This is a genomic window from Pantoea sp. C8B4 (genome assembly GCF_051336905.1).
GTDB lineage: Bacteria > Pseudomonadota > Gammaproteobacteria > Enterobacterales > Enterobacteriaceae > Pantoea > Pantoea rwandensis_B.
Genome location: NZ_JBGMNK010000001.1, coordinates 23,653 through 48,633, shown reverse-complemented (window position 1 = coordinate 48,633; position 24,981 = coordinate 23,653). Strand labels below are relative to the sequence as shown.

The following is a 24,981-nucleotide window of genomic DNA, read 5'->3' as shown; positions in this document are numbered from 1 at the left end:
CGTTTCATCCTGCCGCAAGCTGCGCACTGTCATCGTGCATTAGTGTCTCGTCCAGCAGAGAAATATCCAGATAACCGCTCAGCTCACGCTGCTCAGCACGGGGCAAATAAGGCAACTCCCCCAGCAGTGGTGCACCCAGCTTTTCACGCAGAACATCAATAATTTCAGCGTAATGCGCTAACCCCGGATTAATACGATTGGCGACCCAACCCGCTAAAGGCAGACCATCGCGTGCAATGGCATCGGCGGTCAGTAAAGCATGGCTAATGCAACCTTCCTTAATGCCCACCACCAGGACGACCGGCAGTTGTTCCTGCTGAACCCAACTGGACAACGGTTGCAGATCATTCATCAAACTGCGCCATCCACCGGTTCCTTCCACCACTACCCGCGCAGCCTGACTTTTTAACTGCTCAAGGCTGCGGCTCAGCAACGGATAATCCATTCGCACCGATGCGCTGGTACTGATTTCATCTTCTTCCAGCGTAATGGGATTCACCGCCTGGTACGGCAGGTCAAGACCCGACGCCTGCTGCAACAGCAAAGCATCCTTATTACGCAACCCGTCAGGCGTGTGCTGTGCACTCTTGGCAACAGGTTTGTAGCCCGCGGCACAGAGGCCCGCTTTGGCAAAACACTGCAGCAGTGCGCGTGACACGACGGTTTTACCCACCGCAGTGTCGGTACCGGTGACAAAGATTGTTTTCACCTTACTCCTCCTTCGTTGAAGCGATGTGTAACCTGCGAAGAAGGCAGTTTAAGGAAATGTCTCGGATGGCAGATTGCGTTAGCGCAAACTTAAGGCGAGCAGTGATTAGCCCTGCAACAGTTTTACCAGCAAATGACCGCTATAAAGTGAGTCTTTGATCAGCGCGGCGGCACCAAAAGTACCCGGATCGCTAAAGCTGGTAGGGGCAAGTTGGATCTCATGACTGTACGCGGGTAGCGCCTGCTGACGAATAGTGCTGCTGACGGCAGGAAACAGCACATCAGCGGCTTGATTAAGCGGAGAACCAATCAGGATTTGTTGTGGGTTGAAGATATTCACCATCATAGCCAGCATGCGACCAATGTGGTGGCCCACCCCGGCAATAACGTCACGCGCCAGCCGATCGCCTTGCTGTGCAGCGGCACATAAACTGGCGATGGTCAGGGGTTCACGATGCAGCAAACTGTCGGGTTGCGAAGACAAACGCTGTGCAGCCAATTGCAATAAACTGCCGGTGCTGGCTACGGTTTCCAGACAGCCATGATTGCCGCAGTAACACTGCTGGCCGTAAGGATCGATCTGCGTATGTCCAATTTCTACCAGCGCACGACCACGTTTGTGCAAAAGCTGGCCTCCGCTGATCACGCCCGCGCCTACCGTTTCATCAATCACTATCTGAATCACATCCTGCGCACCGCGCGAAGCACCGAACAGCGCTTCGGCCAGCGTCCAGGCGGAGATGTCATGTTGCACAAATACGGGTAAACCCGTGAGCGAGGAAAGTGTTTCACCTAACGGCATTTCCTGCACATCATAGCCCGGCATGCGATGCACCACACCCGATGCCGCGTTAATTAAACCGGGTAAGGTGATGGCAATCGCGGTAAGACGCTCAAGTTTGTTTTGATGGCGGACGAAGAACTCATTGACCCTATTCTGCAGTGTTTGCAGCAGCGGCTGGTCAGCGCTGGCAGGCAGGGGTAAACGATCTTCCTGCAACGCACGGCTGCTAAGATCGCGCAGCGTCAGCGTGATCTGTCCCGGTTGAATTCGTATGGCAAGATAGTGCCAGGCGAGCGTATCCAGAATCAAACCAATGGCCGGGCGTCCTCGGCTGCCCGGCTCCTGGAATTCAGTTTCCTGCACCAGATGCGCATCGAGCATTTCCCGCACGATTTTAGTGATGCTGGCGGGCGCCAGCTGGGCACGTTTAGAAAGCTCAATACGCGAAATCGGGCCGTAATGGTCAATCAGTCGGTAAACCACGCCTGCGTTGGTCTGTTTTATTTGGTCAATGTGGCCAGGCTGACTGTCCAGATTCACGCCCTGCTCCCGGATATTTTCGCGCTTCTAAATAAACAGCAGCTATGGTGATGCAGATTGGCAGGCAGCGTCAAATATTTGATTAGAAATGTGATTTATCGCACATAAAGATCGGGCCATTGATCATCAGACGATTTAAATTTCGGCATTCTGCATCATCAACTGCATCATATTGTGCATTTGCGCAGTGGGTTGCCGCGTGGCTGACCAGACCAGCCAGACTTCAGAAATGGCATCGTGCTCCTGCAGGGGAATCCACACCACATCAGCCAGTCGCGCACGCCGAAATGAGGCCGGCAATATAGAAACACCCAATCCGGTTGCGACCAGACCGAGAATCGTCATCGCCTCGCCCACCTCCTGAGTAATAAAGGGTTTGATTTGATAACGGTGCAGCAGCGCCAGTGTTTCCCCGTACAGCGCGGTCCCCCCCTGCGGATCAAAAAACACGAAGGGCTCGTTGGCCAGTGCCTGAATGGAGATCGATTCGGCATCCGCCAGCGGATGTGCCCAGTGCACCAGCGCGCACAATGGCTCGCGTAGCAGTACCCGATGCTGTAAATCGCTTGGCAACGGTGTGTTGCGCATCACACCTAAATCCAACCGACCTTCGTGCAGCGGTGCTAACTGCTGACGCGTGTTATTTTCCTGCATCGAAATGTGCACTTCCGGCCAACGCTGACGAAATTGATAAAGCGCATCGGAAACCAGTCCGGTGAAGGGTGCGGAAGAGGTGAAACCAATGCGCAGCTCGCCTTCCTGTCCACTGTGCACACGCGCAGCCCGACTGGCGGCTTGTTCAACCTGCAGCAGAATGACGCGCGCATCCTGTAAAAACAACTGACCGGCAGGTGTGATCTGCACGCTGCGATTGGTTCGGGTAAACAGCTGTGCGCCAATCTCCTGCTCCAGCTGCTGAATCTGTTGGCTGAGCGGCGGTTGGGAGATATTTAGCCGCTGTGCCGCGCGGCCAAAGTGCAGCTCTTCCGCAACGGCGATGAAATAACGCAGATGGCGCAACTCAACATTCATACTTTAAACGTCTCATTTGAGATTATTAATATATTGTACAACCTATTCCCATTTTCCTACAGTAATCAGACCGTTTCTCATCTAAGGATATTCCGTGAGTCGCTCTTCCCAGGCAGTGACAATTCATGAAGACGAGTTGTCCGTTCAGCCTGCTCCAACCGTCGCCCCCTCAGAATGGATTGAGCGTGGTTCACCGCAGTTTATGCGCGTCACTCTTGCATTATTCTCCGCAGGATTGGCCACCTTCGCACTGCTGTATTGTGTTCAGCCGATTCTGCCCGTGCTGTCGCAGCAGTTTGGCGTCTCTCCCGCTGAGAGCAGTATTTCACTGTCACTCTCCACGGGATTGATGGCGCTGGGCTTGCTGGTGACCGGCCCACTATCCGATGCCATCGGGCGTAAATCGGTGATGGTCACGGCCTTGATGCTCGCTGCCATTTGCACCCTGATTTCGGCCACCATGACCAGCTGGCAAGGCATTCTGATGATGCGCGCGCTGATTGGTTTGTCTCTCAGTGGCGTTGCGGCGGTCGGTATGACCTATTTGAGTGAAGAGATACATCCCCGCGTCATTGCCTTCTCGATGGGTCTGTATATCAGCGGTAACTCCATTGGCGGCATGAGCGGTCGCTTGCTGACCGGCGTGCTAACCGATTTCTTCTCATGGCGTGTGGCGATTGGGGTGATCGGTTGCTTTTCGCTGGCGGGCGCACTGATGTTCTGGAAGATTTTGCCGGCGTCACGTCATTTCCGTCCCGCCTCGTTACGTCCGCGCAGCTTGTTGATTAACTTCCGGCTGCACTGGCGCGACAAAGGGTTACCCTTCCTGTTCGCAGAAGGTTTCCTGCTGATGGGCGCGTTTGTGACGCTGTTTAATTACATCGGCTACCGTTTGTTGAGCGCACCCTGGTCGTTGAGCCAGGCGGTGGTGGGCCTGCTGTCGGTGGTTTATCTGACCGGTTCGTGGAGTTCTCCCAAAGCGGGCGCGATGACCAGTCGCTTTGGTCGTGGTCCGGTGATGATTAGCGCCACGGCTATTATGCTGGCCGGACTGTTGCTCACCGCCTTTCATTCTCTCTGGCTGATACTGCCTGGTATGATGCTGTTTACGGCGGGCTTTTTTGCCGCGCACTCTGTCGCCAGCGGCTGGATTGGTCCGCGCGCGCGCCGCGCTAAGGGCCAGGCCTCGTCACTCTATTTGTTCAGCTATTACGTGGGTTCCAGCGTGGCGGGCACGCTAGGCGGTGTGTTCTGGCACAGCTATGGCTGGACGGGCGTGACGCTGTTCATCACTGTGTTGCTGTTGCTGGCCTTGTTCGTCGGCTGGCGTTTGCAGTGCCGAAAACTGTAATACCTTTCATCTAAATGACGGGGCCGCTGCGCCCCGCTTCTCGCTTAAGCCGTCAGAATCGCGCTTTCAAATAGTCCCACTTAAAACAAAACGACAATTCGTCGCTATAATCCTTTTTATTCCAACAATAGTTAGATTTTCTTTTTTCACAGCAATGAGGACGTTAGATGCAACTCTATTATTACGTCGATAAGCATGCAGGCTATAACGACAACCATGTGGTACATGCAACAGGCTGCCCGTTCCTCCCTTCTGATGGTGCACGGCGCTTTCTCGGGACTTTCTACACGGCCACTGCCGCCATTCAACAAGCCCGTAAATTTTATTCCAGTGCGATGGGATGCGAGCATTGTTGTCCGGTGGCGGTAAAAAAAAGCCTGACCACTCAGCATAGCGTGGCGCTAAAACACATGGTGCAACTCTGATAATGCTGGTCTGACAATCGCGTAGCGCTTAAGGCGTGATGTTAAGTACGGCTGTCACATCGTTCTCATACAGAAACAGCCGACTTCCTCATCACGGGATCGTAAAGCGCTACGCCTTGATGGTTCTTGCCTGCTTTCACCCTTTAGGCAAAAAGCAAGAATTGATAATAACCTCAGGCTATTAACCTGGCCTTCAGCGATAAAAAATATTCAGGAATAAAAACGGTCTATATGGTTTTCATCCGCTCATTAATGCTCCACAATAGCCCCAATTTGTGATGCAGGTCACTTAACCGGGCTCGTTTCGCCCCCTCACTCGCTGTCAGATCGATTTGAACCCCATGCAACCAACTATCGTCTCACGTAAAACAGCCTGGCTACGCGTTGTGCTGCTGGCGATTGCCGCCTTTGTTTTTAATACCACTGAATTTGTCCCTGTTGGCCTGTTGTCCGATATCGCGGCGAGCTACGCCATGAAGACTGCTGATGTCGGTATTATGCTGACCATTTATGCATGGGTCGTTGCGCTGTTATCCCTGCCGTTAATGCTAGTGACGCGTAATATTGAACGCCGCCTGCTGCTGTCGGTGTTGTTCATTCTGTTTATCGCCAGCCATGTGCTTTCGTCCGTAGCATGGGATTTCACCTCGCTGGTGATTTCGCGCATCGGCATCGCACTGGCGCACGCGGTGTTCTGGTCGATTACCGCGTCACTCGCGATTCGAGTTGCACCGGCTGGCAAGAAAACCCAGGCGTTGAGTATGCTGGCAACCGGTACCGCATTGGCGATGGTGTTGGGCGTGCCCATTGGCCGTATCGTTGGGCAATATCTCGGCTGGCGCACCACTTTCGGCATGATCGGCTTGTCAGCGTTGGTGCTGTTGATTTTGCTGGTGCGGATACTGCCACGGCTGCCGAGCGAGCACACTGGCTCACTGAGTAGCGTACCGATGCTGTTCCGCCGTCCGGCGCTGGTGGCAATGTATATTCTGGTAACGCTGGTGGTTACTGCGCACTACACCGCTTACAGCTACATCGAACCCTTTATGCAGGTGGTCGCGAATGCGGATGAGAACTTCACGACCTTACTGCTCTTGCTGTTCGGTTCCGCCGGGATTATCGGCAGCGTGCTGTTCAGTACGCTGGGCAACAAATTCCCCTCAGCGATGTTACTTGCCGCCATTGGCATCATCACGTTGAGTATGGGGCTTTTGCTGTTTGCCGCCGTGCGCCCGGCAGCCATTTCGCTGCTGTGCATTTTCTGGGGCATGGCAATGATGATGATAGGCCTGGCGATGCAGGTTCGTGTGCTGTCACTGGCACCGGATGCTACCGATGTGGCGATGTCATTGTTCTCAGGCATTTATAACATCGGGATTGGTGCGGGTGCCCTGTTGGGTAACCAGGTCAGCCTGCATATGAAAATGTCGGATGTGGGTAACGTAGGTGGGTTAATCGGACTTGTTGCGTTGTTCTGGTGTATCACCATCTTCCGTCGGTATCCGCAGCTCCGCTCTAACGGATAATTCGCTTCACGACCAGGGGCACACATCGGTGCGCCCCTGCGCCATTCTTTGCGCTTTGGTGATTAGTTATAAATTACCGCTGTGCCATTTAGCTTGTTGTTGCCAGAGGTCGAAGTGATGCGGAACGACTTTGCTCCGGCAGCACTCGCCTTCTCAGATAGCTGATGCTCCAGTGAAGTCAGGTTAGTGCTACCTGATGCACTGACCACACCTATTTGCTGCTGGTTTAAAGGTGCCTGATTCACTAATTCGGCAGCCATGCTACCAAACGCGATGGATGACAGTGCGACTGCGGCTAATACCATTTTGATGCTTTTCATGATCGTCTCTCTTATGCAGATGAAAGGGGTCGGCTGAATTAAGTTAACAACCGTTAATTAAATGCTAGCGCCGAAGCGGGTATCTCGTCAATCATTTTATTAACGGTCGTTATTTTATTTTCAAGTGGCGTGATTATGGGCTTTAGCGCCCTTTTTCACTTATCGATATGAGTGTTGTGCCACAGGTAAAGCACAAACGGGCAAAGTGAATGAGGGAGAATGTCGGCTGCGCTTGCATATTTAGTTAGCGATCGGTAATTTAATCACATGTTCTTCATGCAGTGAGGTGTCCCTATGACGCAAATGACCGACACGCTTAATCGCAAAACGCGTGGTCGCCCCAAAGTATTTGATCGCAACGATGCGCTGGATAAAGCATTAATGTTGTTTTGGGCACACGGTTATGAAGGCACCTCGCTGTCAGATTTGGTGAACGCGACGGGGGCGAAAGCGCCGACGCTTTACGCGGAGTTTGAGAATAAGGAAGGCTTGTTCCGCGCAGCAATGCAGCGCTATATCGACACTTTCAGCGCGCAGCGTCAACAGGTGCTTAACGATGAAACACTCGATGTCAAAGCCGCGATTGAAGCCTATTTTCGTGCCACTGCAGCCTGTTTTACCGAATGCGATAAGCCCGCTGGCTGTTTCTTTATCTGCACGTCCAGTGCGCTCTCTTCAGGCTCAGACGAGATTGCACAGATGCTGGCTAAGCAACATCATGCGCAGGAACGGGCTTTGCAGCAATTTCTGGATGGCCGGCAGCAGCGCGGTGAATTGCCGCAGTGTGCCAACAGCGGTACGTTGGCCAGCTATCTGGCCTGCGTGTTGCAAGGCATGTCGGTGCGCGCCCGTGAAGGCGCAAGTCGTGACGATCTCGATGGAATAGTCGATACGCAGATGGCCATCTGGCCCGCTCTGGCAGGCTACTGCGCGTTAAACGCGTCATAGCATGCTGACCCGTGATGTTTTCTCATCCTGAAGTCAGGTGCGACCTCCAGGCCGCCCCTGACTTGCACCAAAGTGCCATGTTTGAAAGCCTTACGGCATAAAAAACATCGGTTTCAACGCCTGGCTGATCGGGCTATTGTTCACATTCGATGGCATCAGATCTTTCATGGATGCCCACCAACGCTGGCACACTTCCGTGTTTGCGACCGCCTCCCAACGCGCTTCTGATTCAATCTCCACGCTGGCAAACAACAAATTACGTTCCGCATCGAGCCAGATCGCATAATTGTGCGCGCCGTGGGCTTTCAACGTCTGCTCCAGCTCAGGCCAAATCGGTGAATGGCGACGCAAATATTCATCATGACAGTGCGCATGCACCTGCATCACAAAGGCTTTACGCAACATCGCTGCGCTCCGCATCCAATGCAGCCTGCCACGGTTTCACACTGAAGCGTTCACCGAGTGCCACCAGCTGTTCGGTGGTGATGCTCTGGCGAATCCCGCCCATCGACAAGGCTTTGACCACCACTTCAGAAGACTTCTCGGCCGTGTCGATCAAGCCAAAAGTTTCATCCAGATTCGGACCGGCACCGAAAATGCCGTGGAATGGCCACATCACCAGGCTGTGTGATTCCATGGCATCAGCGGTGGCTTGACCAATCTGATCGGTTCCCGGCACCATCCACGGCAGGATACCGACGCCATCCGGGAACACCACCAGACATTCGGTGCTGCCTTCCCATAGCAAACGCGTGAAACGGGCGGAATCCAGATTCACCACGTAACTCAACGCCATAAAATTGGTGGCATGGCAGTGCATAATCACGCGGTCAGCCCCGTTGGATACCTGCTTACGCACGCTGTGCGACTGGAAATGCGCCGCCAGTTCCGAGGTCGGTAACCCGCCGTTGCTGAGCCCCCAGTGGATTTTGTACGACAGCCCTTTGTCGTCCACCTGTAACAGCGCCAGACAGTCGGCGGGATCAAGCTGAACGTTACGGAAGAACTTGCCAGAACCGGTGACCAGGAACCAATCGTTGGCCAGGGCCGGTGCCGGTTGGGTTAACTCAATACAGCGCGGTTCGGCATAAAAATCAGCTGACCAGGCCTGCGCTTCCTCCGGCAGCAAACGCAGGCTGACATTGCCGCCATTGCGCTCATCCCAGCCTTTCAGCCACATATCACTGGTCGCCTTCACCATGTCCTGAACGAATGAAGAAGAGAGAATATTTTGCATGGTTGATCCCTTAACGTAGACGCAATGTTTGTTGTTCATAGTGACGCACTTCGCTCAGCCAGCTGGCATCGGCGGGCACATCATGGCGCAGACACCAGGCTTCCCAGACCGCCTGCCAGGGTAACGATTTCTGCTCTTCCAGCAGCGCCAGACGCGCGGTGTAATCCCCTTCCTGCTCACATTTCCGCAGCTGATCGCTGGGTTCCAGCAGTGCGCGCAGCAGCGCTTTTTTGGCGTTGCGGGTGCCAATCACCCAGGCGGCGATGCGGTTGATTGAGGCGTCAAAGAAATCCAGGCCGATATGCACTTTGTCGAACAGTTTATGGCGGGCGATCTCCGTGGCGATGGCCTGGGTTTCATCATCGAGCAGTACCACATGATCGCTATCCCAACGTACCGGGCGGCTGACGTGCAGCAGCAAACGCGGCACATACAGCATGGCAGTGGATATCTTGTCGGAAATCACTTCGGTTGGATGGAAATGTCCGGCGTCTAACGTCAGCGCCGTTTGACGGCTGGCGGCGTAGCCGAGGCAAAATTCGTTGGAGCCCACGGTGTAACTCTCCGCGCCGATACCGAACAGTTTGCTCTCCACCGCATCGATATGATGACGGGGATCGAGCTTCTCACTGATCACCTCATCCAGCGCGCTGGCCAGACGCTCGCGCGGTGCCAGACGATCGATGGTGAGATCTTTCATGCCATCCGGCACCCAGATGTTCATCACCGATGGCGTCCCGAGCTGTTCACCAAAGTGCGCTGAAATACGGCGGCTGGCTTTGCAGTGGTCGATCCAGAACTGGCGAATCCTTTTATCCGCATGGGACAGCGTAAAGCCGTCGGCGCTCAGCGGGTGCGAGAAGCAGCTGGGGTTAAAATCCAGTCCTAACTTGTTGGATTTCGCCCACTCTACCCAGCCGCTGAAGTGCTTCGGCTCAATGGCATCACGCTCAACTGGGGTGTCGCTTTCCAGATAAATGGCGTGCAGATTAAGGCGTTTGGCGCCGGGGATCAGTGACATCGCTTTCTCAATGTCAGCGCGCAGTTCATCTGCATTGCGAGCGCGCCCCGGATAGTTACCGGTAGCCTGAATGCCGCCCGTCAGTTCGCCATTCGGGTTTTCAAAGCCACGAACATCATCCCCCTGCCAGCAGTGCATGGACACCGGGATGCCATCCAGTTTCGTCATGATCTGGTCCACATCAATACCCAACGCCGCGTAGCGTTGTTTCGACAGTTCAAAGGCTTGTTCAATCAGCTTTGTCATATGCAAGTTCCTTAGCAGGTTGGCTCAGTGCCGCAAAGCGTGCCTGGTGGGCAGCGAAGATGCTGGCGTTCTGAGGTACAAACGTTTCTAACGGGAAATTCTTGTCGATGCAGCGGCGCAGTTCGGCCACGTCGCGCAGTTCACCCAACGCCATTAGCTGACAGCCGACATTACCGAGCGTTGAGGCTTCAATCGGACCGGCCAGCACCGGCATTTCGCAGGCATCGGCGCATAACTGGTTCAGTAATGGGTTCTGACTGCCACCGCCAACCACATGTAACTGGCGAATCGGTGCTCCGCGCAGGTTGCCCAGTTCGCCTATCACCTGGCGATACAGCAGCGCCAGGCTGTCGAAAATGGTGCGCGCCAGCGCTGCAGGGCTTTGTGGAATCGGCATGTGCTGCTCGGCGCAGGCGTCCTGAATCTCCTGCACCATGCTGGCGGGATTGATAAAACGCGGATGATTGGGATTGATCAGGGCACGACAGGCAGGTTCATTTTCCGCTGCGTCAATCAATGTGCAGAGATCTGAAATGTGCAATTCACTGCAAACGCGCTGTAACAACCACAGGCCCATGATGTTCTTCAACACCCGATAGCCCTCCGCGCCTCCTTCATTGGTGATGTTGGCATCGAGCGCAGTGCGGCTTACGCAGGGTTGCAGACTTTCTATGCCCATTAAGGACCAGGTGCCAGAGCTGAGATAAGCGGCGTCGTCCTGCATGAGCGGCGTGGCCAGCACTGCGCTGGCGGTATCGTGCGTGGCAACGGCCACGACCGGAATTTTTTTACCGCTGGTATTGATCCAGTTGCCTACGGTATTGCCCGGTGCAGTCGGTTTGCCAAACCAGTCGGCTTCGATCCCTGCCCACGACAGCAACTCGCTATCCCACTCGCCAGTTTCAATGTTCAGCATCTGCGTAGTGGTGGCGTTGGTGTACTCCCAGTTCATGTTGCCGGTCAGACGATAATGCAGATAATCCGGGATCATCAGTGCATGTTTGACCTGTGCCTGCCAGTCCGGCTGTTGCTGGTGCAGCGCACGCATCTGATACAGGGTATTGAAGGGCAGAAATTGGATACCTGTGCGCTGGTAAATGGCGGCTTTGCCCAGCTCATTGATCGCTTGCGCCATCAATCCATCGGTGCGCGAGTCACGATAACTGACCGTTTCGCCAATGCGTTCTCCGTTGGCATCCAGTAGCACCAGATCCACGCCCCAGGTATCAATGCCGATGCTATCCGGCACGATGCCCTCATCATCTAATTGCGCCAATCCTGCGCGAATCGCCTGCTCCAGGCTGTCGAGATCCCAGCAGTCATAACCGGCGCGACGAATACGCTGATTGGCAAAACGGCACACTTCACGCAGGGTGATGCGCTGGTTAGCAGAGGTCCATTGTGCGAGCATCACGCGCCCGCTGGATGCGCCTAAATCAATGGCAACAATGTTACGCATACTCATGGCGTTTCTTCCTGTGATGAGATGGCTATAGCGTATAAATACAGGCGCCTCGCCACCTTCCCCTTACTGCCAGCGCGTGATAGTCGCTGGCAGGCTGGCAAAGATGATCGTGAGAAAGCTCACAGAACCGTGGAACAACAGAGTTGTGAGCTTTACCGCAATTCCATCAATCACCTGGCCGATCTTGAATAATTCGCCATTTTCCTGCGTTGTGCGGTTTAAATTTCAAGGTAAGGTGCACAGCGCCTGCGTAGACTCGGTTACAAAATTGTTAATCGAGAGGCGCATCATGACCGTTCTGCACAGTGCTGATTTCTTTCCGGAAGGAAACTACGCGATTGCCATTGAGCCGCGCGTACCGCAGCAGGCCTTTCCTGAGCATCATCATGATTTCCATGAAATCGTACTGGTTGAGCAAGGTTCCGGTATTCACGTGTTTAACGGCCAGCCGCAGACCCTGTGCGCCGGTTGCGTGTGCTTTGTACGCGATCACGATCGCCATCTGTATGAACAAACAGAGAATCTGTGCCTGACCAATGTGCTGTACCGCAGCCCGGCAGCGTTTCGTTTTCTCTCCGGTTTACAGTCATTGCTGCCCGGAGATGAAAACGGCAGCTATCTGTCGCACTGGCGTATCAATCACAAGGTGATGGCGCAGGCGCTGCAGATTGTGACGCAGATGAAACAGCAGGAGGTCTGGTCGCTGGAGCGTCAGGCGCATCAGGAACAGCTGTTTTTGCAACTGCTGGTGCTGTTGCGCGAAGCCGGTCACAACGATCATGCGCAGGATCAGGAAGCACGCCTGCATCGGTTGCTTGACTGGCTCAATGAGCACTACAGTGAAGATATTGAGTGGGATGCGCTGGCCGATCGCTTCTCGCTTTCGCTGCGCACCCTGCATCGCCAGATGAAGCAGCAAACCGGCAATACGCCTCAGCGCTACCTGAATCGGCTGCGTTTATTGCAGGCCCGGCATTTATTGCGTCATAGCGATATGCGCATAACGGACATCGCCTATCAGTGTGGATTCGGTGACAGCAACCACTTCTCCACGCTGTTTCGGCGGGAATTTGGCTGCGCGCCCCGAGCGGAGCGCCAGCAGATGTTGTAATTGGAGTGGTTACCATGTCGCTGATTTTGACGCGCGAAGACTATTTCCCGGCCACCAATCTGCCGATTGCGGTGGCCGAACGCATGCCTCAGCCCTCCTTCCCACCGCATCGTCATGAATTCAGTGAAATTGTGATCGTCTGGCGCGGTAACGGCTTGCACGTGCTCAATGACCGCCCGTGGTTGATCACCTGCGGCGATGTGTTCTATATCCGTGACAATGATTGCCACAGCTATGACAGCGTCAACGATCTGGCGCTGGATAACATCCTCTATTGCCGCGATCGCTTTCGCCTGAGTCTGGACTGGAGCCAGCTGCTGCCCCCGCAAGACGATGATGCACCAGGTTGCTGGCGCTTAACCACGCGCGGCATGGCGCTGGCACGAGGGGTAATCAGCCAGCTGGAACGGGAAAGCCGCAAAAGCGATTCGTTGTCGATTCAGCTCTCTGAAGCCCTGTTCCTGCAGCTGGCGTTGATCTTGCGTCGCCATGGTTATGCCGCCGACCGTCCATGGGCGCTGCCGGAAGGTGAACAGCTTGATTTGCTAATGTCTGCCTTACAGGGTGCACTGCATCGTCCGTTCGACTTAGCCGATTTTTGCCAACAAAATGAATTAAATGAGCGTGCGCTGAAGCAGCTGTTCCGCCAGCAAACCGGCATGACAATTGGCCACTACTTGCGACAACTGCAATTATGCCAGGCAAAATATTTGCTGCGTACGCAGGATGGGTTAATCAGTGAAGTGGCCGCACGCTGCGGCTTTGATGACAGCAATTACTTCTCGGTGGTGTTTACGCGGGATACGGGTTTGACACCGAGTGCCTGGCGCCAGCGCTTTCTCCCGCAACGCACATCACTGACCGATAAAATAAAAGCCTGATGCACCTTGCCGTGCGTCAGGCTTTTTAGAGGAAGGCGAGTTAATTAACCGTTGGCCATGCCTAATCCAACGATGTTGGCCGCGATGATGATCACCACACAACCCAACGACAACACGCGAACCGGGCGCTGCCCTACCGCTTTCCACTCTTTCAGCACCAGGCCGACTAATCCGCCGCACAGCACATACAGGCTCATGTGCAGCATCCAGCTGACAAAGTCATATTGCGCAGGGATTTTCGCGTGGCCCCAGGCGTAGAAGAAGAACTGCAGATACCACATGGTGCCACCGAGCACGGCGAATGCCACGTTGGCCATTAGCATCGGTTTTGCCACTGAAAAATCGCGGCGTACCGACAGTTCCGGTTTGATCGCCAGACGGATAAAGCAATAGGCCAGATTAACCAGCGCACCGCCGCCCATGATCACCACATAACTGGGTAAGGCTACGTACAATGGATTGATACCCAGATTGGCTGCCGCTTCATGCATCGGTTTCGCCGCATCCATCGCGAAAGACATCCCGGCTGAGAAGATGCCGCACAGCACCGCCAGCACCAGCCCTTTCTTCAGATTAAACTCTTCTGCATTGATGCCGAGTGCACGCTCTTTCAACAAACCGGCACGCGAAACGATTGCCACACCCACCAACGCCACCAGTACGCCTAACAACGTCATTCGTCCGCCCGGCGAGCTGAACAGCTCAACAAAGCGTCCCTGCAACAGCGGCGTCATCAGGGTGCCCACCACGAGCGTGATACCGATGGCGATACCAATGCCCATCGACATGCCGAGATAACGCATGGTCAGGCCATAGTTAATATTCCCGACGCCCCACATGGCACCAAACAGAAACACCGGCAGCAGCTGCGAGAAGCTAAAACTACCGTAATACGCCCAGAAGTTAGGCAGCAGCACCGCGCTGACCGCCCAGGGCAGAATCAGCCATGACATCGCGCCGCCGACTGACCACATTGTTTCCCATGACCACTTTTTTACCTGCTTAAACGGAGCATAAAAACATGCGGCACTGGCGGCACCCACCAGATGCCATAAAATACCGGCAAGAATGGCACTGTTCATTGTTATTCCTTCGAAAGGTTGAGGCCCACAGGAAACTGACAGTTTCCCGATTAGCAGCAGTCTACGGTGCGCAGCTTTTCATCAGCCTTTGGATGGCTGCCGGAAAGCGCGCGGTGCTGGCAAAATTCGGCGGGTCTTCAACATGAGGATCACAAAATTGCATTTGCAGGCATCAATCGGGCTGGTTTTTATAAGTCACTTATTATTGAGGATATTTTTTATTTTTGTTGTGTTGATCGACACAGTTTTTGACTGACTGCCAGCCTGCTGTTTAACATGGCAGTCACACAAAGCCGCCCGATGAGCTTTCCCCGACGTGGCGAATTCCGTATAACGTTGGAAAAATCATCGCAACGAAGGAATGAGATGAATAGCAAAAGGTTGACGCTGCTGTTGTCGCAGCCGGTGAGCCGCGTGATGCTGGATGATATCCGCGCCATTGTGCCGCCTCAGGCGTTAAACGTGTTCATTAATGGATTGGATGAAGAGCGTTACGCCACACTCGACTGCATTCAGAGCGAAGAGAATTGCGCCCTGCTGGCTTCGGCCATCGTGGTGTGGCGTCAACTCGGTCATATTCACCGCATTCGTTATCAGAAAGGCGAACATCTGCGCGAGGTGGATGACGCCAGCCAATTCCAGCTGTTCAGTATGATGAAAACCCATCGCGCCATTGTTCAACTCGCTTAAAGATCAGGATATCTATGAAAATCGGATTGCTCTTCCCTATTGCCATCATCATTGCTGGCGTCAGTTTCCTCGCGTGGTTTATCGCCAGCGGCGCAGCGGTGCCGGGTTCCTGATCTTTCTGCATAAAATTTTTTCTTACTAACACGCTGAATACGCGGCATTTCATCAGGAATGCTGCGTCTGTCGTATCGTTCTTCCCTTCTCTGCCATCCCGCCATCCGCTCTGGCACTGACAAAAAGGTGCTACACCTTGATCTGTTTCACTCTCGATTCACACCATGCTAACAAAACCGATCGCGGAGACCCTACAGATGACAACACACCATCAACACTACATTAATGGCGCGTTTGTAAACGATCAGAACGATAAGTGGATTGAGGTCATCAATCCAGCAACTGAAACGCTGCTGTCACGGGTGCCGCAAGGCACACAGCAAGATGCAGCGCAGGCAATTGCAGCGGCAGAAACAGCACAACCCGCATGGGAAGCATTGCCCGCCATTGAGCGCGGTAACTGGTTGCGTAAAATTGCTGCAAGCATTCGCCAGCGTGAACCCGAATTGACGGCCACTATCGTGGCGGAAGGCGGTAAAACGCAGGGGCTGGCGCAGACTGAAGTGCTGTTCACCGCAGATTATCTGGATTACATGGCCGAATGGGCGCGCCGTTATGAAGGTGAAATCGTCAATAGCGATCGCCCAAATGAAAATATCTTCGTGTTCAAGAAAGCCATCGGTGTCACCACCGGCATCCTGCCCTGGAATTTCCCGTTCTTCCTGATTGCGCGTAAAGCCGCTCCGGCGCTGATTACCGGCAACACTATCGCCATCAAACCCAGTGAACTCACCCCTAACAATGCAGCGATTTTTGCGCAGATCATTCATGAGATCGGCCTGCCGAAAGGCGTGATCAATTTCGTATTTGGCTATGGCCCCGAAGTCGGTCAGGAGATGGCCGCCAACCCGAAGGTCGGTTTAGTGAGCCTGACCGGCAGCGTGGGCGCGGGCATTGCTACGATGCAAGCCGCCGCGAAAAACGTCACCAAGGTGTCGCTGGAACTTGGCGGTAAAGCGCCAGCCATTGTGATGGATGATGCGGACCTGGATCTCGCTGTGAAGGCCATTGTCAGCTCTCGGGTAATAAACACCGGGCAAGTGTGCAACTGTGCGGAACGCGTGTACGTCCAGGAAGGCATTTATGATCGCTTCATCAGCGCACTGACTGCAGCAATGAAACAGGTGAAGTTTGGCAACCCAGCCGAGCAAACCGATATCGACATGGGCCCGCTGATCACCGCCGCCGCACTGGAACGCGTGGAGCAGAAAGTGGCCAAAGCGGTGTCTGAGGGCGGAAAAGTGGTTCTGGGTGGCAAGCGCGTGGGCGATAAAGGGTTCTACTTCGAACCGACGATCATTACCGGTGTGCGTCAGGAGATGGAAATCATGCGCGAAGAGATCTTTGGGCCGGTATTACCGGTGATGACCTTTAAAACTCTGGATGAAGCCATCGCGCTGGCTAACGATTGTGAATATGGCCTGACCTCTTCGATCTACACGCAAAATCTGAACACGGCGATGATTGCGTTGCGTCAGTTGAAGTTTGGTGAGACCTACATCAACCGCGAGAACTTCGAGGCGATGCAAGGGTTCCATGCGGGTTGGCGCAAATCGGGTATCGGTGGTGCAGATGGACGTCATGGACTGGAAGAGTATCTGCAAACCCACGTGGCCTATTTGCAGTTTTCCTGAGTGAAGTACCTGGCTGGATAAGCTGCCAGCCAGGCATTGCCATGAGGTGAACTGCACCAGAAATGGCGCCTTTTGAAGGCTGCGCAATGGCACGCGCAGCCACACCTCTTCTTCGCTATTTAAGCTGTTCGCTTTCAGGTACGGCGCAACTCAATCGTCTTTACGCGATGCGCTTCTGACTGCGCAGTAAGGCTAATCCACTCAGTACCGACATCGCCATCAGGTAATAGCCTGGCGCGAGGCTGGTGCCAGTGGCACTGATCAACAGCGTACAAATCAGCGGTGCAAAACCACCAAACACCGTCACCGCGACGTTATAGCTGATCGCCATCCCGCTGGCGCGAGTACCAATGGGGAACAGGTCGGCCATCACTGACGGGACCGTCGAGAAATAGATCGATTTCAGCAACGCCATCCAGCACACCAGAATGATCAAGGTGGTCGGCGTGGTGTGATTCACCACCAGCTTAAACGCCGGATAAATGGTGGCGATTAGCATGATCAGCGAACCCCACATCAACGGCACGCGGCCCACGCGCTCCGCCAACAGCCCCATCAGCGGCGTCACCACCGTCAGGATCCCCCCTGCCAGCAACGTCGCGGTGAACGCGGCAGAACCCGGCAGATGCAGGTTTTTGGTGGCGTAAGTTGGCACGTAGTTGAGCATGTAGTTCACGGCGGTGGAGATCACCATCAGGCCAATCGCCAGCAGCATCAGCTCTTTTTGACGACCAAACAGACGCTTGAGCGGAGCGGCCTCAGGCGCTTGCGCTTCAAAACTGGCAGGCTCATGCACATGACGGCGGATATAGATGCCCAATGGGCCAATCAGCAGCCCGAAGGCAAACGGGATACGCCATCCCCAATCCTGAATCTGACTTTCCGTGAGGATCTGCGTCAGTCCCAAACCAAACGCCGAGGCCAGCAAGGTACTTGCGCCCTGGGTGGCAAACTGCCAGCTGGCGATAAACGCCCTGCGCTCCGGGAAATGCTCGACCAGAAATGCTGTCGAGCTACCGAATTCACCCCCCGCCGAGAAGCCCTGCACCAGACGCGCCAGTAAAATCAGCAGCGGCGCTATCAGGCCAATGCTGGCGTAACCAGGCATAAAGGTGATGACCGCACCGCCCAGCATCATCAGGTTGATCGACAGCAGCAGCGCCTTTTTACGCCCGTGGCGATCGGCATAGTTGCCGAGCACAATCGCCCCCAGCGGACGGATCAGGAATGAGACGCCGAAGCTGCCAAAGGTCAGCAGCAAGGAGACGGAGGGATCGCTGGTGGGGAAGAACGCATGGGCAATGTAGCTGGCAAAGAAGCCATACACCGCAATATCAAACCACTCCAGCGCATTGCCGATACAGGTGGCAAACAGCGTTTTATGCAGATTCGGTTTGGTGCTGCTCAATGGGGCAGCTGTGTTAAGCGTGCTCATGCAGCACCTCCTGCGTGCTGACGGTGTTTAGCCACCAGCTCGCTACCTTGCTCGCCGAGATCCCACAGCAGGCGTGTCATAATTTGCAGACCTTCACGCGCAATCGACTTCAGCATATGTTCGTTGACGCCATGCTGACCGCAGGCCGGGTAAGAGTGCGGCACCCACAATGTCGGCAGCCCGAGAATGTCAGAGAACACTTCGTTTGGCAGTGAGCCGCCGAGATTTGGCAGCAACGCCGGTTTTTTGCCGCTGGTCTCTGCCATGCTCGCCAGCACCCAATCCACCAGCGGATCGGTAGGATCGAGTCGCGTGGCCGGTGACCCGCGCATAAACTCCACTTTCACGTAGTCAAAACCGTGCTGCGCCAGATGATCGCTCACATGCTGAGCCAGGTTTTCCCAATCGGTGCCGACCACAAAGCGCAGTTGGCACACCGCCGTGGCTTCACCGGGAATCGCATTCATCGGACGTGCCGGATTGCCCGTCAGGAATGCGAGGACTTCCAGCGTATTCCAGCCGTAGAGTCTTTCTGTCGGAGAGAGCGTCGGCTCGCCCCAGGTGGTATCAATCTCGGGATCCCCTGGCATCCCGCCCACTTCGATGTCGCTGAGGATGTCGCGCACTTGTTGAGTGAGAGAGTCAGGTTTCAGCGCCTCAACCTGCAGCACGCCCTTTTCGTTCACGAGGCAAGCAATGGCGTTGGCTAACTGAGTGCCTGGATTGGTCAATAATCCGCCCCAGTTACCGGAGTGATAGGCGTTGTCACGCGCGGTAACGGTGAGACGGAAGTTCACCGCACCCCGGGAGCCAAGGAACAGGGTTGGGCGCACCGCATTGAGACGCGGGCCGTCAGAAGCGATAAACAGATCGGCTTTCAGCAGTTCAGCATGATGCTGACACAGCTGAGCCAGACCCGGCGAGCTGATCTCCTCACCCATCTCAAACAGCATTTTGCAGTTGAAACCGAACCGTCCACCGCGTGCCTTGAACACCTGTTCGAGTGCCGCGAGGTTCACGCAGTGCTGGCCTTTATTATCCGCGCTGCCACGGGCGTACCAGCGGTCACCCTCTTCCACCAACTGCCACGGCGATAACTCTTCACGCCAGTTTTCGTCGTCACCGAACACCACATCGCCATGTCCGTAACTCAACAAGGTCGGCAGTGCCGGATCTTCGATGCGTACCGCCACCAGGAATGGGCGATGGGCGGCTTCAGGGTTGTCGATAAAATGTAAGGTGAAGCCCAGCGCGATGAGCTGTGGGCCAATCTCATCCTGCAGGTAACGCTGTAATTCGTTGTCGCGATCCTGGCGCTGGCTTTCGGTGCGTTGCGCCACACGTCGAGCCAATGTTTCCTGAAATTCCCCGCTGTCGAACCAGGCGGTGGCTTGTTGTACCGCTTGTTGTGCTGTCATGTTTGCATGTCTTATATTGGTATTTTGGTTTTGTCATCTTTGCGGAAACCTTGCTTTGCCACAATTATCAATTTATCGAGTATGATTTGCTTTTTTGGCAAAGCTCTGCTGCCCGATTTCGAGGCATGCACCAGCATGAGGCATCCGCATGATAAGCAATGAAATCCGCTATTTCCTGGCCGTTGCCAATACCGGTTCGCTCAGCGCGGCCAGTGAACAGCTGTTTGTGGCGGTGTCTGCCATCAGCAGACAAATTCAGCGACTGGAAAACCAGGTGGGCGTGCCCCTGTTTGACCGGCATGCGCGCGGGATGGTGCTGAACGAAGCCGGCGAAATTTACGCCCATCACGTACGCAAAACGATGCTTGAGATGGAGTACGCGCTGGCAGAAATTAAGGGGCTGAAGGCCGTGCGACGCACCCTGATTCGCGTGGCCTGTACCGATGGATTAGCCTTTACGCTGCTGCCGCGCATGATTGCCGCCTTCCGTGAGGATAATCCCGGCGTGCTGTTTGATATCAAAGTGGCAAGTACGCAAGGTGTCGCTGAACTGCTGCGCAGCGGCGAGTGCGATCTGGCACTGCAATTCAGCCTGCACGCTGAACGCGGCGTGGAGGTGATCGGTTCCTGGTCCGCCCCGGTGCTGCTGGTGATGCATCAGAGTCATCCGCTGGCCAGCGCCGCACACGTGACCCTGAACGATGTCAGCCACTATCCGCTGGCTTTGCCACAGCAAAACACCACCGTGCGCCAATTGTTTGAGCTGGCGAGCCACATGAGCGGCAATTTGATTGAACCGGTGATTACCTGCGATACCTTCTCAACGTTGTTCCACTTTCTGCTGCGCACTCCGCTGGCCCTGACCATTTGCAGCGCCTTTACCGTGCTGCAGGAAGCGGAAACGCACGGCTTGATATTACGCTCGGTGGGGATCGATCAATTGAGTCAGCGCAACTTGCAGTTACAGGCGCAATCAGGGCGAACTCGCAGTGCCGCCCTGAATGTATTTATGACGTTTTTACTGCAGCAAATGAACGCGCTGGAGGAACCATTGCGTCAACGCTGGAAGCCCTGACACGTCACGCGCGCTCAACATAATATGCCGCCTTTGAGCGGCACTTGCCCGTCATCAATTCTTGATATCGACCGGATAGAAAATGTGTTTACCAAACGGATCGACGGTATATCCGCTCACCGTTTTGCGCACCGGCTCGAAAATCGTTGAATGGGCGATCATCACGGCAGGCATTTGATCGTGCATGATCTGCTGCGCTTCACGATACAGCATGACGCGCTTGTCGTGATTTTGCTCCGCGCGCGCTTCAGTGATGATCTTCTCGAACGGCTGATAGCACCATTTGGAGGAGTTGGAACCGCCATTGGCCGAGGTGCAGCTGTAGAGCGGGCCAAAGAAGTTATCCGGATCGCCCGTCGCCGTGGTCCAGCCCATCAGCGCCGCCTGATGCTCGCCGCCCTTCACGCGCTTCAGGTATTCACCCCACTCATAACTGACGATATTGGCTTTAATGCCCACCTGCGCCCAATCGGCCTGAATCATCTCTGCCATTCGTCGCGCGTTTGGATTATAAGGGCGCTGTACCGGCATCGCCCACAGCGCGATTTCAGTGCCGGGTTTGATGCCTGCTTCCTGTAGCAGTGCTTTGGCTTTCTGCGGATCATAATCGTAATCCTTCAGATCCTTATCTGCACTCCAGACACCCGGCGGCAGAATATTTTTCGCCACCGTGCCAGTGCCTTTGAATATCGCGTCAATAATCGCCTGCTTGTTGATGGCCATCGCCAGTGCCTGGCGGACTTTCACGTTATCCAACGGCGCTTTGGTGGTATTGAACGACAGGAAACCGGTGTTGAGCCCCGACTTCTGCTCCAGCGTCAGATCCGGGTTGCTGCGCATTTTTTCCAGATCGGCAGGATTCGGGAACGGCATCACCTGGCACTCGTTTTTCTCCAGCTTGGCATAGCGCACCGAGGCGTCCGGGGTGATGGAGAAGACAATGCGATCCAGTTTCGCTTTGCCCTGCCAGTAATCCGGGAAGGCTTTGTAGAGGATGCGTGAGTCTTTTTGATATTGCACCAGCTCAAAGGGACCGGTGCCGATCGGCTCCATGTCGACTTTCTCTGGTGTGCCCGCTTTTAGCATCTGATCGGCATATTCCGCAGAGTGAATGGAGGCGAAGTACCAGGCCAAATCCGCGAGGAACGGCGCTTCCGCATGCGCCAGCGTGATGCGCACCGTATTGTCATCCACCTTCTCTATATTCTTGATCAGCTTCGCCAGTTCCAGGCTATCGAAATTGCTGTAGTTGCCACCGGAGACGTTGTGGTAGGGATTTTTGGCATCCATCTGACGCATAAACGAGAAGATCACGTCATCGGCATTCAGGTCGCGCGAGGGTTTAAACAGTTTGTTGCTCTGGAATTTAACCCCTTTGCGTAAGTGAAACGTGTAAACCGTGCCGTCCGGGCTGATATCCCAGCTTTCAGCCAGACTTGGCACCAGTTCCGTAGTGCCGGGCTTGAAGTCCACCAAACGGTTGAAAATAGGCACTGCGCTGGCATCAACGCTGGTACCTGAAGTGTAAAGTTGCGGATTGAAATTCTCTGGCGAACCTTCAGAACAGTAAACCAGCGTTTTTGCCGATACCCCGCCTGCCACCGCTAAACACAACGCACTGAGTGTGAACTTTGCCATCATCTTTTTCATTGTGATCCTCGTTTTTGTTGACTTCCATGAGCCCGCATCGGTATTTATTGATAAATAACACGATTTATCCGAGGTGTGTAATGCACATCGCGCAAAGCTAATAAGGAAATGTGATGACAGACCAACTCGCTCGCCAACTGACCCAACGTTTTTACCGTTATCTGGCGGTTTCCAGCCAGAGCGATGCCAAATCCACCACGCTGCCCAGCACCCCTTCACAACATGCGATGGCGGAGTTGCTGGCACAGGAACTGCATGAGCTTGGGCTGCAGGATATCGTCATCGATCAGCATGCGACGGTGACGGCGGTGAAACCGGGCAATCGACCAGATGCGCCACGCATCGGCTTTATTACCCATATCGACACGGTGGATGTGGGTTTGTCAGCGGATATCCACCCGCAAACCCTGACGTTTAACGGCGATGATTTGTGTCTGAACGCGCAGCAGGATATTTGGCTGCGCGTAGCGGAACACCCGGAGATTGCGCCCTATCACGGTCAGGAGATCATCTTTAGCGATGGCACCAGCGTGCTCGGCGCCGACAATAAAGCGGCGGTGACGGTGGTAATGACGTTGATGGAGAATCTGAAAGGCGATCATGGCGACATCGTGGTGGCATTTGTACCGGATGAGGAAATTGGGCTGCGCGGTGCCAAAGCGCTGGATTTGGACACTCGCTTTAACGTCGATTTTGCCTGGACTATCGATTGCTGTGAGCTGGGCGAAGTGGTGTATGAGAACTTTAATGCGGCGGCGGCGGAACTGGTGTTTACCGGCGTGCCGGCGCATCCGATGTCCGGCAAAGGCGTGCTGGTTAACCCACTACTGATGGCTCACGACTTCATCTCACGTTTCGATCGCCTGGCCACGCCAGAGCATACCGAAGGACGTGAAGGCTATATCTGGTTTAACGATATCAATGCCAATGCCAGCCGTGCGGTGCTGAAGGCATCGATTCGCGACTTTGATTTACAGGGTTTCGATCAGAAAAAACAGCAGTTGGTGGAAGTCGCAGATGAGATCGCCGCGCTATACCCCACCGGGCATGTTTCACTCACCATTAACGACACCTACAGCAACATTAGTAATGCCATTGGGGAAGATCGTCGTGCAATTGACTTGATATTTGCGGCGCTCGAACAAGTGGGCGTGGAGCCGAAAGTCATCCCGATGCGCGGCGGCACAGACGGTGCGGCTTTATCGGCAAAAGGATTGCTGACACCGAACTTCTTTACCGGCGCACACAATTTCCATTCACGCTTCGAGTTTTTACCGGTGCCGTCGTTTGTGAAATCGTATCAGGTAGCCGAAGCGCTGTGTTATCTGGCGGCGAAATAAGCCCGATCCTTACCGGCAGATCTTAACGCTGTCAGCGGCCCGGCAACCGCTGAGAGACGATGTCACCGACTCCGACGTAAACGAAAAAGGCTGCCATAGGTGAACAACGGCAGCCTTAATTCAATCCGGTTTTAACGGAGCAGCGCGCCAGTATGGCGCTTGATGTTATTTCGCTGCGGTCACATCAATGCCAGGGAAGAATTTCGCCGCCAGCTTGGTGATGGTGCCGTCAGCCTGCACTTTCGTGATAGCCGCATCCAGTTCACCTTTCAGCTTGGCATCACCTTTACGCAGACCAAAACCGATACCTGAACCGAGGATGGTGTCATCTTCAACCGGCTTGCCGACAAAGGCGAAACCTTTACCTTGAGGCTTATCAAGGAAACCAGACTGGCCTGCAGCAGACATCACCAGCGTGCCATCAAGGCGGCCCGCGACCATGTCGTTATAAACCTGGTTCTGGTCCTGATAAGAGGTCACGGTCACACCCTGCGGCTCCCAGTGCTTCTTAGCGTAAGTTTCCTGGATAGAACCCTGCAACACGCCGATGTTTTTGCCTTTCAGCGACTCGGCGGTTGGCAGCAACTTCTCACCCGCTTTGACGATCAGCATGGTAGGAATGCGGTAGATAGGTTTGGTGAAATCGATGCTTTTAGCACGCGCTTCGGTGATATTCATCGCCGAGTTGATCGCATCAAACTTTTTCGCCTGCAGTGCCGGGATCAGCGCATCAAAGCTGCTTTCCACCCACTTACAGTCAAAGTTACCGACCTGGCAAATCGCTTTGCCCAGTTCGATATCAAAACCTTCCAGCTCGCCCTGTGCGTTGCGGCTTTCAAACGGCGGATATTGTGACTCCAGACCGTAGCGTAAGGTTTCCTGTGCCAGCGCGTGTGCTGAGGTCAGCATGCCCAGCGCCACAAAAAGTGCGTTTAATTTTTTCATTAT

At 54.5% G+C, this 24,981-nt stretch carries 24 protein-coding genes; 11 read left to right on the top strand and 13 right to left on the bottom strand.

Features of this window, described 5'->3' with window-relative positions:
* Positions 1–4 precede the first annotated feature (4 nt).
* The 3 genes from bioD to ACCW76_RS00210 all read right to left on the bottom strand — a co-directional run bounded on the left by bioD (position 5) and on the right by ACCW76_RS00210 (position 3,064).
* On the bottom strand, positions 5–709 hold the full coding sequence (gene bioD / locus ACCW76_RS00220) for a dethiobiotin synthase (protein WP_436337383.1): 705 nt from the start codon (positions 707–709) through the stop codon (positions 5–7).
* A 105-nt stretch (positions 710–814) separates the two neighbouring features.
* Positions 815–2,032 (bottom strand): sugar metabolism global transcriptional regulator Mlc, encoded by a 1,218-nt coding sequence (gene mlc / locus ACCW76_RS00215; RefSeq protein WP_045814227.1) that lies wholly within the window; start codon positions 2,030–2,032, stop codon positions 815–817.
* A 135-nt stretch (positions 2,033–2,167) separates the two neighbouring features.
* Positions 2,168–3,064: a LysR substrate-binding domain-containing protein gene (locus ACCW76_RS00210; protein ID WP_436337382.1), complete on the bottom strand. Its 897-nt coding sequence runs from the start codon at positions 3,062–3,064 to the stop codon at positions 2,168–2,170.
* A gap of 94 nt (positions 3,065–3,158) precedes the next feature.
* On the opposite strand from ACCW76_RS00210, the gene ACCW76_RS00205 reads away from it, so the two are divergent.
* From ACCW76_RS00205 to ACCW76_RS00195, 3 genes are all read left to right on the top strand, one after another.
* Positions 3,159–4,415 (top strand): MFS transporter, encoded by a 1,257-nt coding sequence (locus ACCW76_RS00205; RefSeq protein ID WP_436337381.1) that lies wholly within the window; start codon positions 3,159–3,161, stop codon positions 4,413–4,415.
* A 167-nt stretch (positions 4,416–4,582) separates the two neighbouring features.
* Positions 4,583–4,840: a hypothetical protein gene (locus ACCW76_RS00200; RefSeq protein WP_038646892.1), complete on the top strand. Its 258-nt coding sequence runs from the start codon at positions 4,583–4,585 to the stop codon at positions 4,838–4,840.
* 341 nt (positions 4,841–5,181) lie between these two features.
* Positions 5,182–6,366, top strand: a complete 1,185-nt coding sequence (locus ACCW76_RS00195) for a sugar transporter (RefSeq protein ID WP_436337380.1) — start codon at positions 5,182–5,184, stop codon at positions 6,364–6,366.
* Positions 6,367–6,428: 62 nt separating this feature from the next.
* Here the strand turns inward: ACCW76_RS00195 and bhsA are convergent, their stop codons facing one another.
* Positions 6,429–6,686, bottom strand: a complete 258-nt coding sequence (gene bhsA, locus ACCW76_RS00190) for a multiple stress resistance protein BhsA (RefSeq protein WP_038646891.1) — start codon at positions 6,684–6,686, stop codon at positions 6,429–6,431.
* A gap of 294 nt (positions 6,687–6,980) precedes the next feature.
* On the opposite strand from bhsA, the gene ACCW76_RS00185 reads away from it, so the two are divergent.
* Positions 6,981–7,634 (top strand): TetR/AcrR family transcriptional regulator, encoded by a 654-nt coding sequence (locus ACCW76_RS00185; protein WP_038646889.1) that lies wholly within the window; start codon positions 6,981–6,983, stop codon positions 7,632–7,634.
* 90 nt (positions 7,635–7,724) lie between these two features.
* Here ACCW76_RS00185 and rhaM read toward each other — a convergent pair whose 3' ends face one another.
* The 4 genes from rhaM to rhaB are packed head-to-tail and all read right to left on the bottom strand — an operon-like array spanning position 7,725 to position 11,603.
* Positions 7,725–8,039, bottom strand: a complete 315-nt coding sequence (rhaM, locus tag ACCW76_RS00180) for an L-rhamnose mutarotase (RefSeq protein ID WP_038646887.1) — start codon at positions 8,037–8,039, stop codon at positions 7,725–7,727.
* The gene (rhaD, locus tag ACCW76_RS00175; protein ID WP_436337379.1) at positions 8,029–8,871 is read right to left on the bottom strand and encodes a rhamnulose-1-phosphate aldolase; all 843 of its coding nucleotides are present in this window, start codon (positions 8,869–8,871) and stop codon (positions 8,029–8,031) included. Before rhaD ends, rhaM begins: the two co-directional genes overlap by 11 nt.
* A gap of 10 nt (positions 8,872–8,881) precedes the next feature.
* Complete coding sequence (locus tag ACCW76_RS00170) at positions 8,882–10,138, bottom strand: L-rhamnose isomerase (RefSeq protein ID WP_436337378.1); 1,257 nt, start codon at positions 10,136–10,138, stop codon at positions 8,882–8,884.
* Positions 10,122–11,603, bottom strand: coding sequence for a rhamnulokinase (gene rhaB, locus ACCW76_RS00165; RefSeq protein ID WP_436337377.1), 1,482 nt, complete (start codon positions 11,601–11,603; stop codon positions 10,122–10,124). The genes ACCW76_RS00170 and rhaB overlap by 17 nt, the downstream gene beginning before the upstream one ends.
* Positions 11,604–11,892: 289 nt before the next feature.
* Here rhaB and rhaS point away from each other — a divergent pair, with 289 nt between their 5' ends.
* Together rhaS and rhaR are read left to right on the top strand one after the other, a co-directional pair.
* Complete coding sequence (gene rhaS, locus ACCW76_RS00160) at positions 11,893–12,714, top strand: HTH-type transcriptional activator RhaS (protein ID WP_436337376.1); 822 nt, start codon at positions 11,893–11,895, stop codon at positions 12,712–12,714.
* A gap of 14 nt (positions 12,715–12,728) precedes the next feature.
* Entirely contained in the window at positions 12,729–13,595 is an 867-nt protein-coding gene (gene rhaR, locus ACCW76_RS00155) for an HTH-type transcriptional activator RhaR (protein WP_436337375.1), read from the top strand.
* Between the two features lie 44 nt (positions 13,596–13,639).
* Here rhaR and rhaT read toward each other — a convergent pair whose 3' ends face one another.
* On the bottom strand, positions 13,640–14,677 hold the full coding sequence (gene rhaT / locus ACCW76_RS00150) for an L-rhamnose/proton symporter RhaT (protein WP_436337374.1): 1,038 nt from the start codon (positions 14,675–14,677) through the stop codon (positions 13,640–13,642).
* A 366-nt stretch (positions 14,678–15,043) separates the two neighbouring features.
* Here rhaT and ACCW76_RS00145 point away from each other — a divergent pair, with 366 nt between their 5' ends.
* The 3 genes from ACCW76_RS00145 to aldA all read left to right on the top strand — a co-directional run bounded on the left by ACCW76_RS00145 (position 15,044) and on the right by aldA (position 17,115).
* Positions 15,044–15,367: a hypothetical protein gene (locus ACCW76_RS00145; RefSeq protein ID WP_038646873.1), complete on the top strand. Its 324-nt coding sequence runs from the start codon at positions 15,044–15,046 to the stop codon at positions 15,365–15,367.
* Positions 15,368–15,381: 14 nt separating this feature from the next.
* A complete protein-coding gene (locus ACCW76_RS00140) occupies positions 15,382–15,480 on the top strand; it encodes a YoaK family small membrane protein (RefSeq protein WP_141399000.1) in 99 nt (32 codons plus the stop codon).
* Between the two features lie 198 nt (positions 15,481–15,678).
* The gene (gene aldA, locus ACCW76_RS00135; protein ID WP_436337373.1) at positions 15,679–17,115 is read left to right on the top strand and encodes an aldehyde dehydrogenase; all 1,437 of its coding nucleotides are present in this window, start codon (positions 15,679–15,681) and stop codon (positions 17,113–17,115) included.
* 160 nt (positions 17,116–17,275) lie between these two features.
* Here aldA and ACCW76_RS00130 read toward each other — a convergent pair whose 3' ends face one another.
* Complete coding sequence (locus ACCW76_RS00130) at positions 17,276–18,550, bottom strand: MFS transporter (RefSeq protein ID WP_436337372.1); 1,275 nt, start codon at positions 18,548–18,550, stop codon at positions 17,276–17,278.
* Entirely contained in the window at positions 18,547–19,968 is a 1,422-nt protein-coding gene (locus ACCW76_RS00125) for a M20 family metallopeptidase (protein WP_436337371.1), read from the bottom strand. The genes ACCW76_RS00130 and ACCW76_RS00125 overlap by 4 nt, the downstream gene beginning before the upstream one ends.
* Positions 19,969–20,116: 148 nt before the next feature.
* Here ACCW76_RS00125 and ACCW76_RS00120 point away from each other — a divergent pair, with 148 nt between their 5' ends.
* On the top strand, positions 20,117–21,043 hold the full coding sequence (locus ACCW76_RS00120) for a LysR family transcriptional regulator (RefSeq protein WP_436337370.1): 927 nt from the start codon (positions 20,117–20,119) through the stop codon (positions 21,041–21,043).
* A gap of 54 nt (positions 21,044–21,097) precedes the next feature.
* Here the strand turns inward: ACCW76_RS00120 and ACCW76_RS00115 are convergent, their stop codons facing one another.
* Positions 21,098–22,693 (bottom strand): ABC transporter substrate-binding protein, encoded by a 1,596-nt coding sequence (locus ACCW76_RS00115; RefSeq protein WP_436337369.1) that lies wholly within the window; start codon positions 22,691–22,693, stop codon positions 21,098–21,100.
* Positions 22,694–22,806: 113 nt separating this feature from the next.
* On the opposite strand from ACCW76_RS00115, the gene pepT reads away from it, so the two are divergent.
* Positions 22,807–24,033, top strand: a complete 1,227-nt coding sequence (pepT, locus tag ACCW76_RS00110; protein ID WP_436337368.1) for a peptidase T — start codon at positions 22,807–22,809, stop codon at positions 24,031–24,033.
* Positions 24,034–24,198: 165 nt separating this feature from the next.
* Here pepT and ACCW76_RS00105 read toward each other — a convergent pair whose 3' ends face one another.
* Positions 24,199–24,978, bottom strand: a complete 780-nt coding sequence (locus ACCW76_RS00105; RefSeq protein ID WP_045833356.1) for a transporter substrate-binding domain-containing protein — start codon at positions 24,976–24,978, stop codon at positions 24,199–24,201.
* Positions 24,979–24,981 lie beyond the last annotated feature (3 nt).

What these genes read in the sequence shown, in the direction of transcription:
- ACCW76_RS00210 (WP_436337382.1), bottom strand. Translation starts at nt 3,064, where the DNA reads ATGAATGTTGAGTTGCGCCATCTGCGTTATTTCATCGCCGTTGCGGAA.
- ACCW76_RS00200 (WP_038646892.1), top strand. Translation starts at nt 4,583, where the DNA reads ATGCAACTCTATTATTACGTCGATAAGCATGCAGGCTATAACGACAAC.
- ACCW76_RS00195 (WP_436337380.1), top strand. Translation starts at nt 5,182, where the DNA reads ATGCAACCAACTATCGTCTCACGTAAAACAGCCTGGCTACGCGTTGTG.
- bhsA (WP_038646891.1), bottom strand. Translation starts at nt 6,686, where the DNA reads ATGAAAAGCATCAAAATGGTATTAGCCGCAGTCGCACTGTCATCCATC.
- ACCW76_RS00185 (WP_038646889.1), top strand. Translation starts at nt 6,981, where the DNA reads ATGACGCAAATGACCGACACGCTTAATCGCAAAACGCGTGGTCGCCCC.
- rhaM (WP_038646887.1), bottom strand. Translation starts at nt 8,039, where the DNA reads ATGTTGCGTAAAGCCTTTGTGATGCAGGTGCATGCGCACTGTCATGAT.
- rhaD (WP_436337379.1), bottom strand. Translation starts at nt 8,871, where the DNA reads ATGCAAAATATTCTCTCTTCTTCATTCGTTCAGGACATGGTGAAGGCG.
- ACCW76_RS00170 (WP_436337378.1), bottom strand. Translation starts at nt 10,138, where the DNA reads ATGACAAAGCTGATTGAACAAGCCTTTGAACTGTCGAAACAACGCTAC.
- rhaB (WP_436337377.1), bottom strand. Translation starts at nt 11,603, where the DNA reads ATGAGTATGCGTAACATTGTTGCCATTGATTTAGGCGCATCCAGCGGG.
- rhaS (WP_436337376.1), top strand. Translation starts at nt 11,893, where the DNA reads ATGACCGTTCTGCACAGTGCTGATTTCTTTCCGGAAGGAAACTACGCG.
- rhaR (WP_436337375.1), top strand. Translation starts at nt 12,729, where the DNA reads ATGTCGCTGATTTTGACGCGCGAAGACTATTTCCCGGCCACCAATCTG.
- rhaT (WP_436337374.1), bottom strand. Translation starts at nt 14,677, where the DNA reads ATGAACAGTGCCATTCTTGCCGGTATTTTATGGCATCTGGTGGGTGCC.
- ACCW76_RS00145 (WP_038646873.1), top strand. Translation starts at nt 15,044, where the DNA reads ATGAATAGCAAAAGGTTGACGCTGCTGTTGTCGCAGCCGGTGAGCCGC.
- ACCW76_RS00140 (WP_141399000.1), top strand. Translation starts at nt 15,382, where the DNA reads ATGAAAATCGGATTGCTCTTCCCTATTGCCATCATCATTGCTGGCGTC.
- aldA (WP_436337373.1), top strand. Translation starts at nt 15,679, where the DNA reads ATGACAACACACCATCAACACTACATTAATGGCGCGTTTGTAAACGAT.
- ACCW76_RS00130 (WP_436337372.1), bottom strand. Translation starts at nt 18,550, where the DNA reads ATGAGCACGCTTAACACAGCTGCCCCATTGAGCAGCACCAAACCGAAT.
- ACCW76_RS00125 (WP_436337371.1), bottom strand. Translation starts at nt 19,968, where the DNA reads ATGACAGCACAACAAGCGGTACAACAAGCCACCGCCTGGTTCGACAGC.
- ACCW76_RS00120 (WP_436337370.1), top strand. Translation starts at nt 20,117, where the DNA reads ATGATAAGCAATGAAATCCGCTATTTCCTGGCCGTTGCCAATACCGGT.
- ACCW76_RS00115 (WP_436337369.1), bottom strand. Translation starts at nt 22,693, where the DNA reads ATGAAAAAGATGATGGCAAAGTTCACACTCAGTGCGTTGTGTTTAGCG.
- pepT (WP_436337368.1), top strand. Translation starts at nt 22,807, where the DNA reads ATGACAGACCAACTCGCTCGCCAACTGACCCAACGTTTTTACCGTTAT.
- ACCW76_RS00105 (WP_045833356.1), bottom strand. Translation starts at nt 24,978, where the DNA reads ATGAAAAAATTAAACGCACTTTTTGTGGCGCTGGGCATGCTGACCTCA.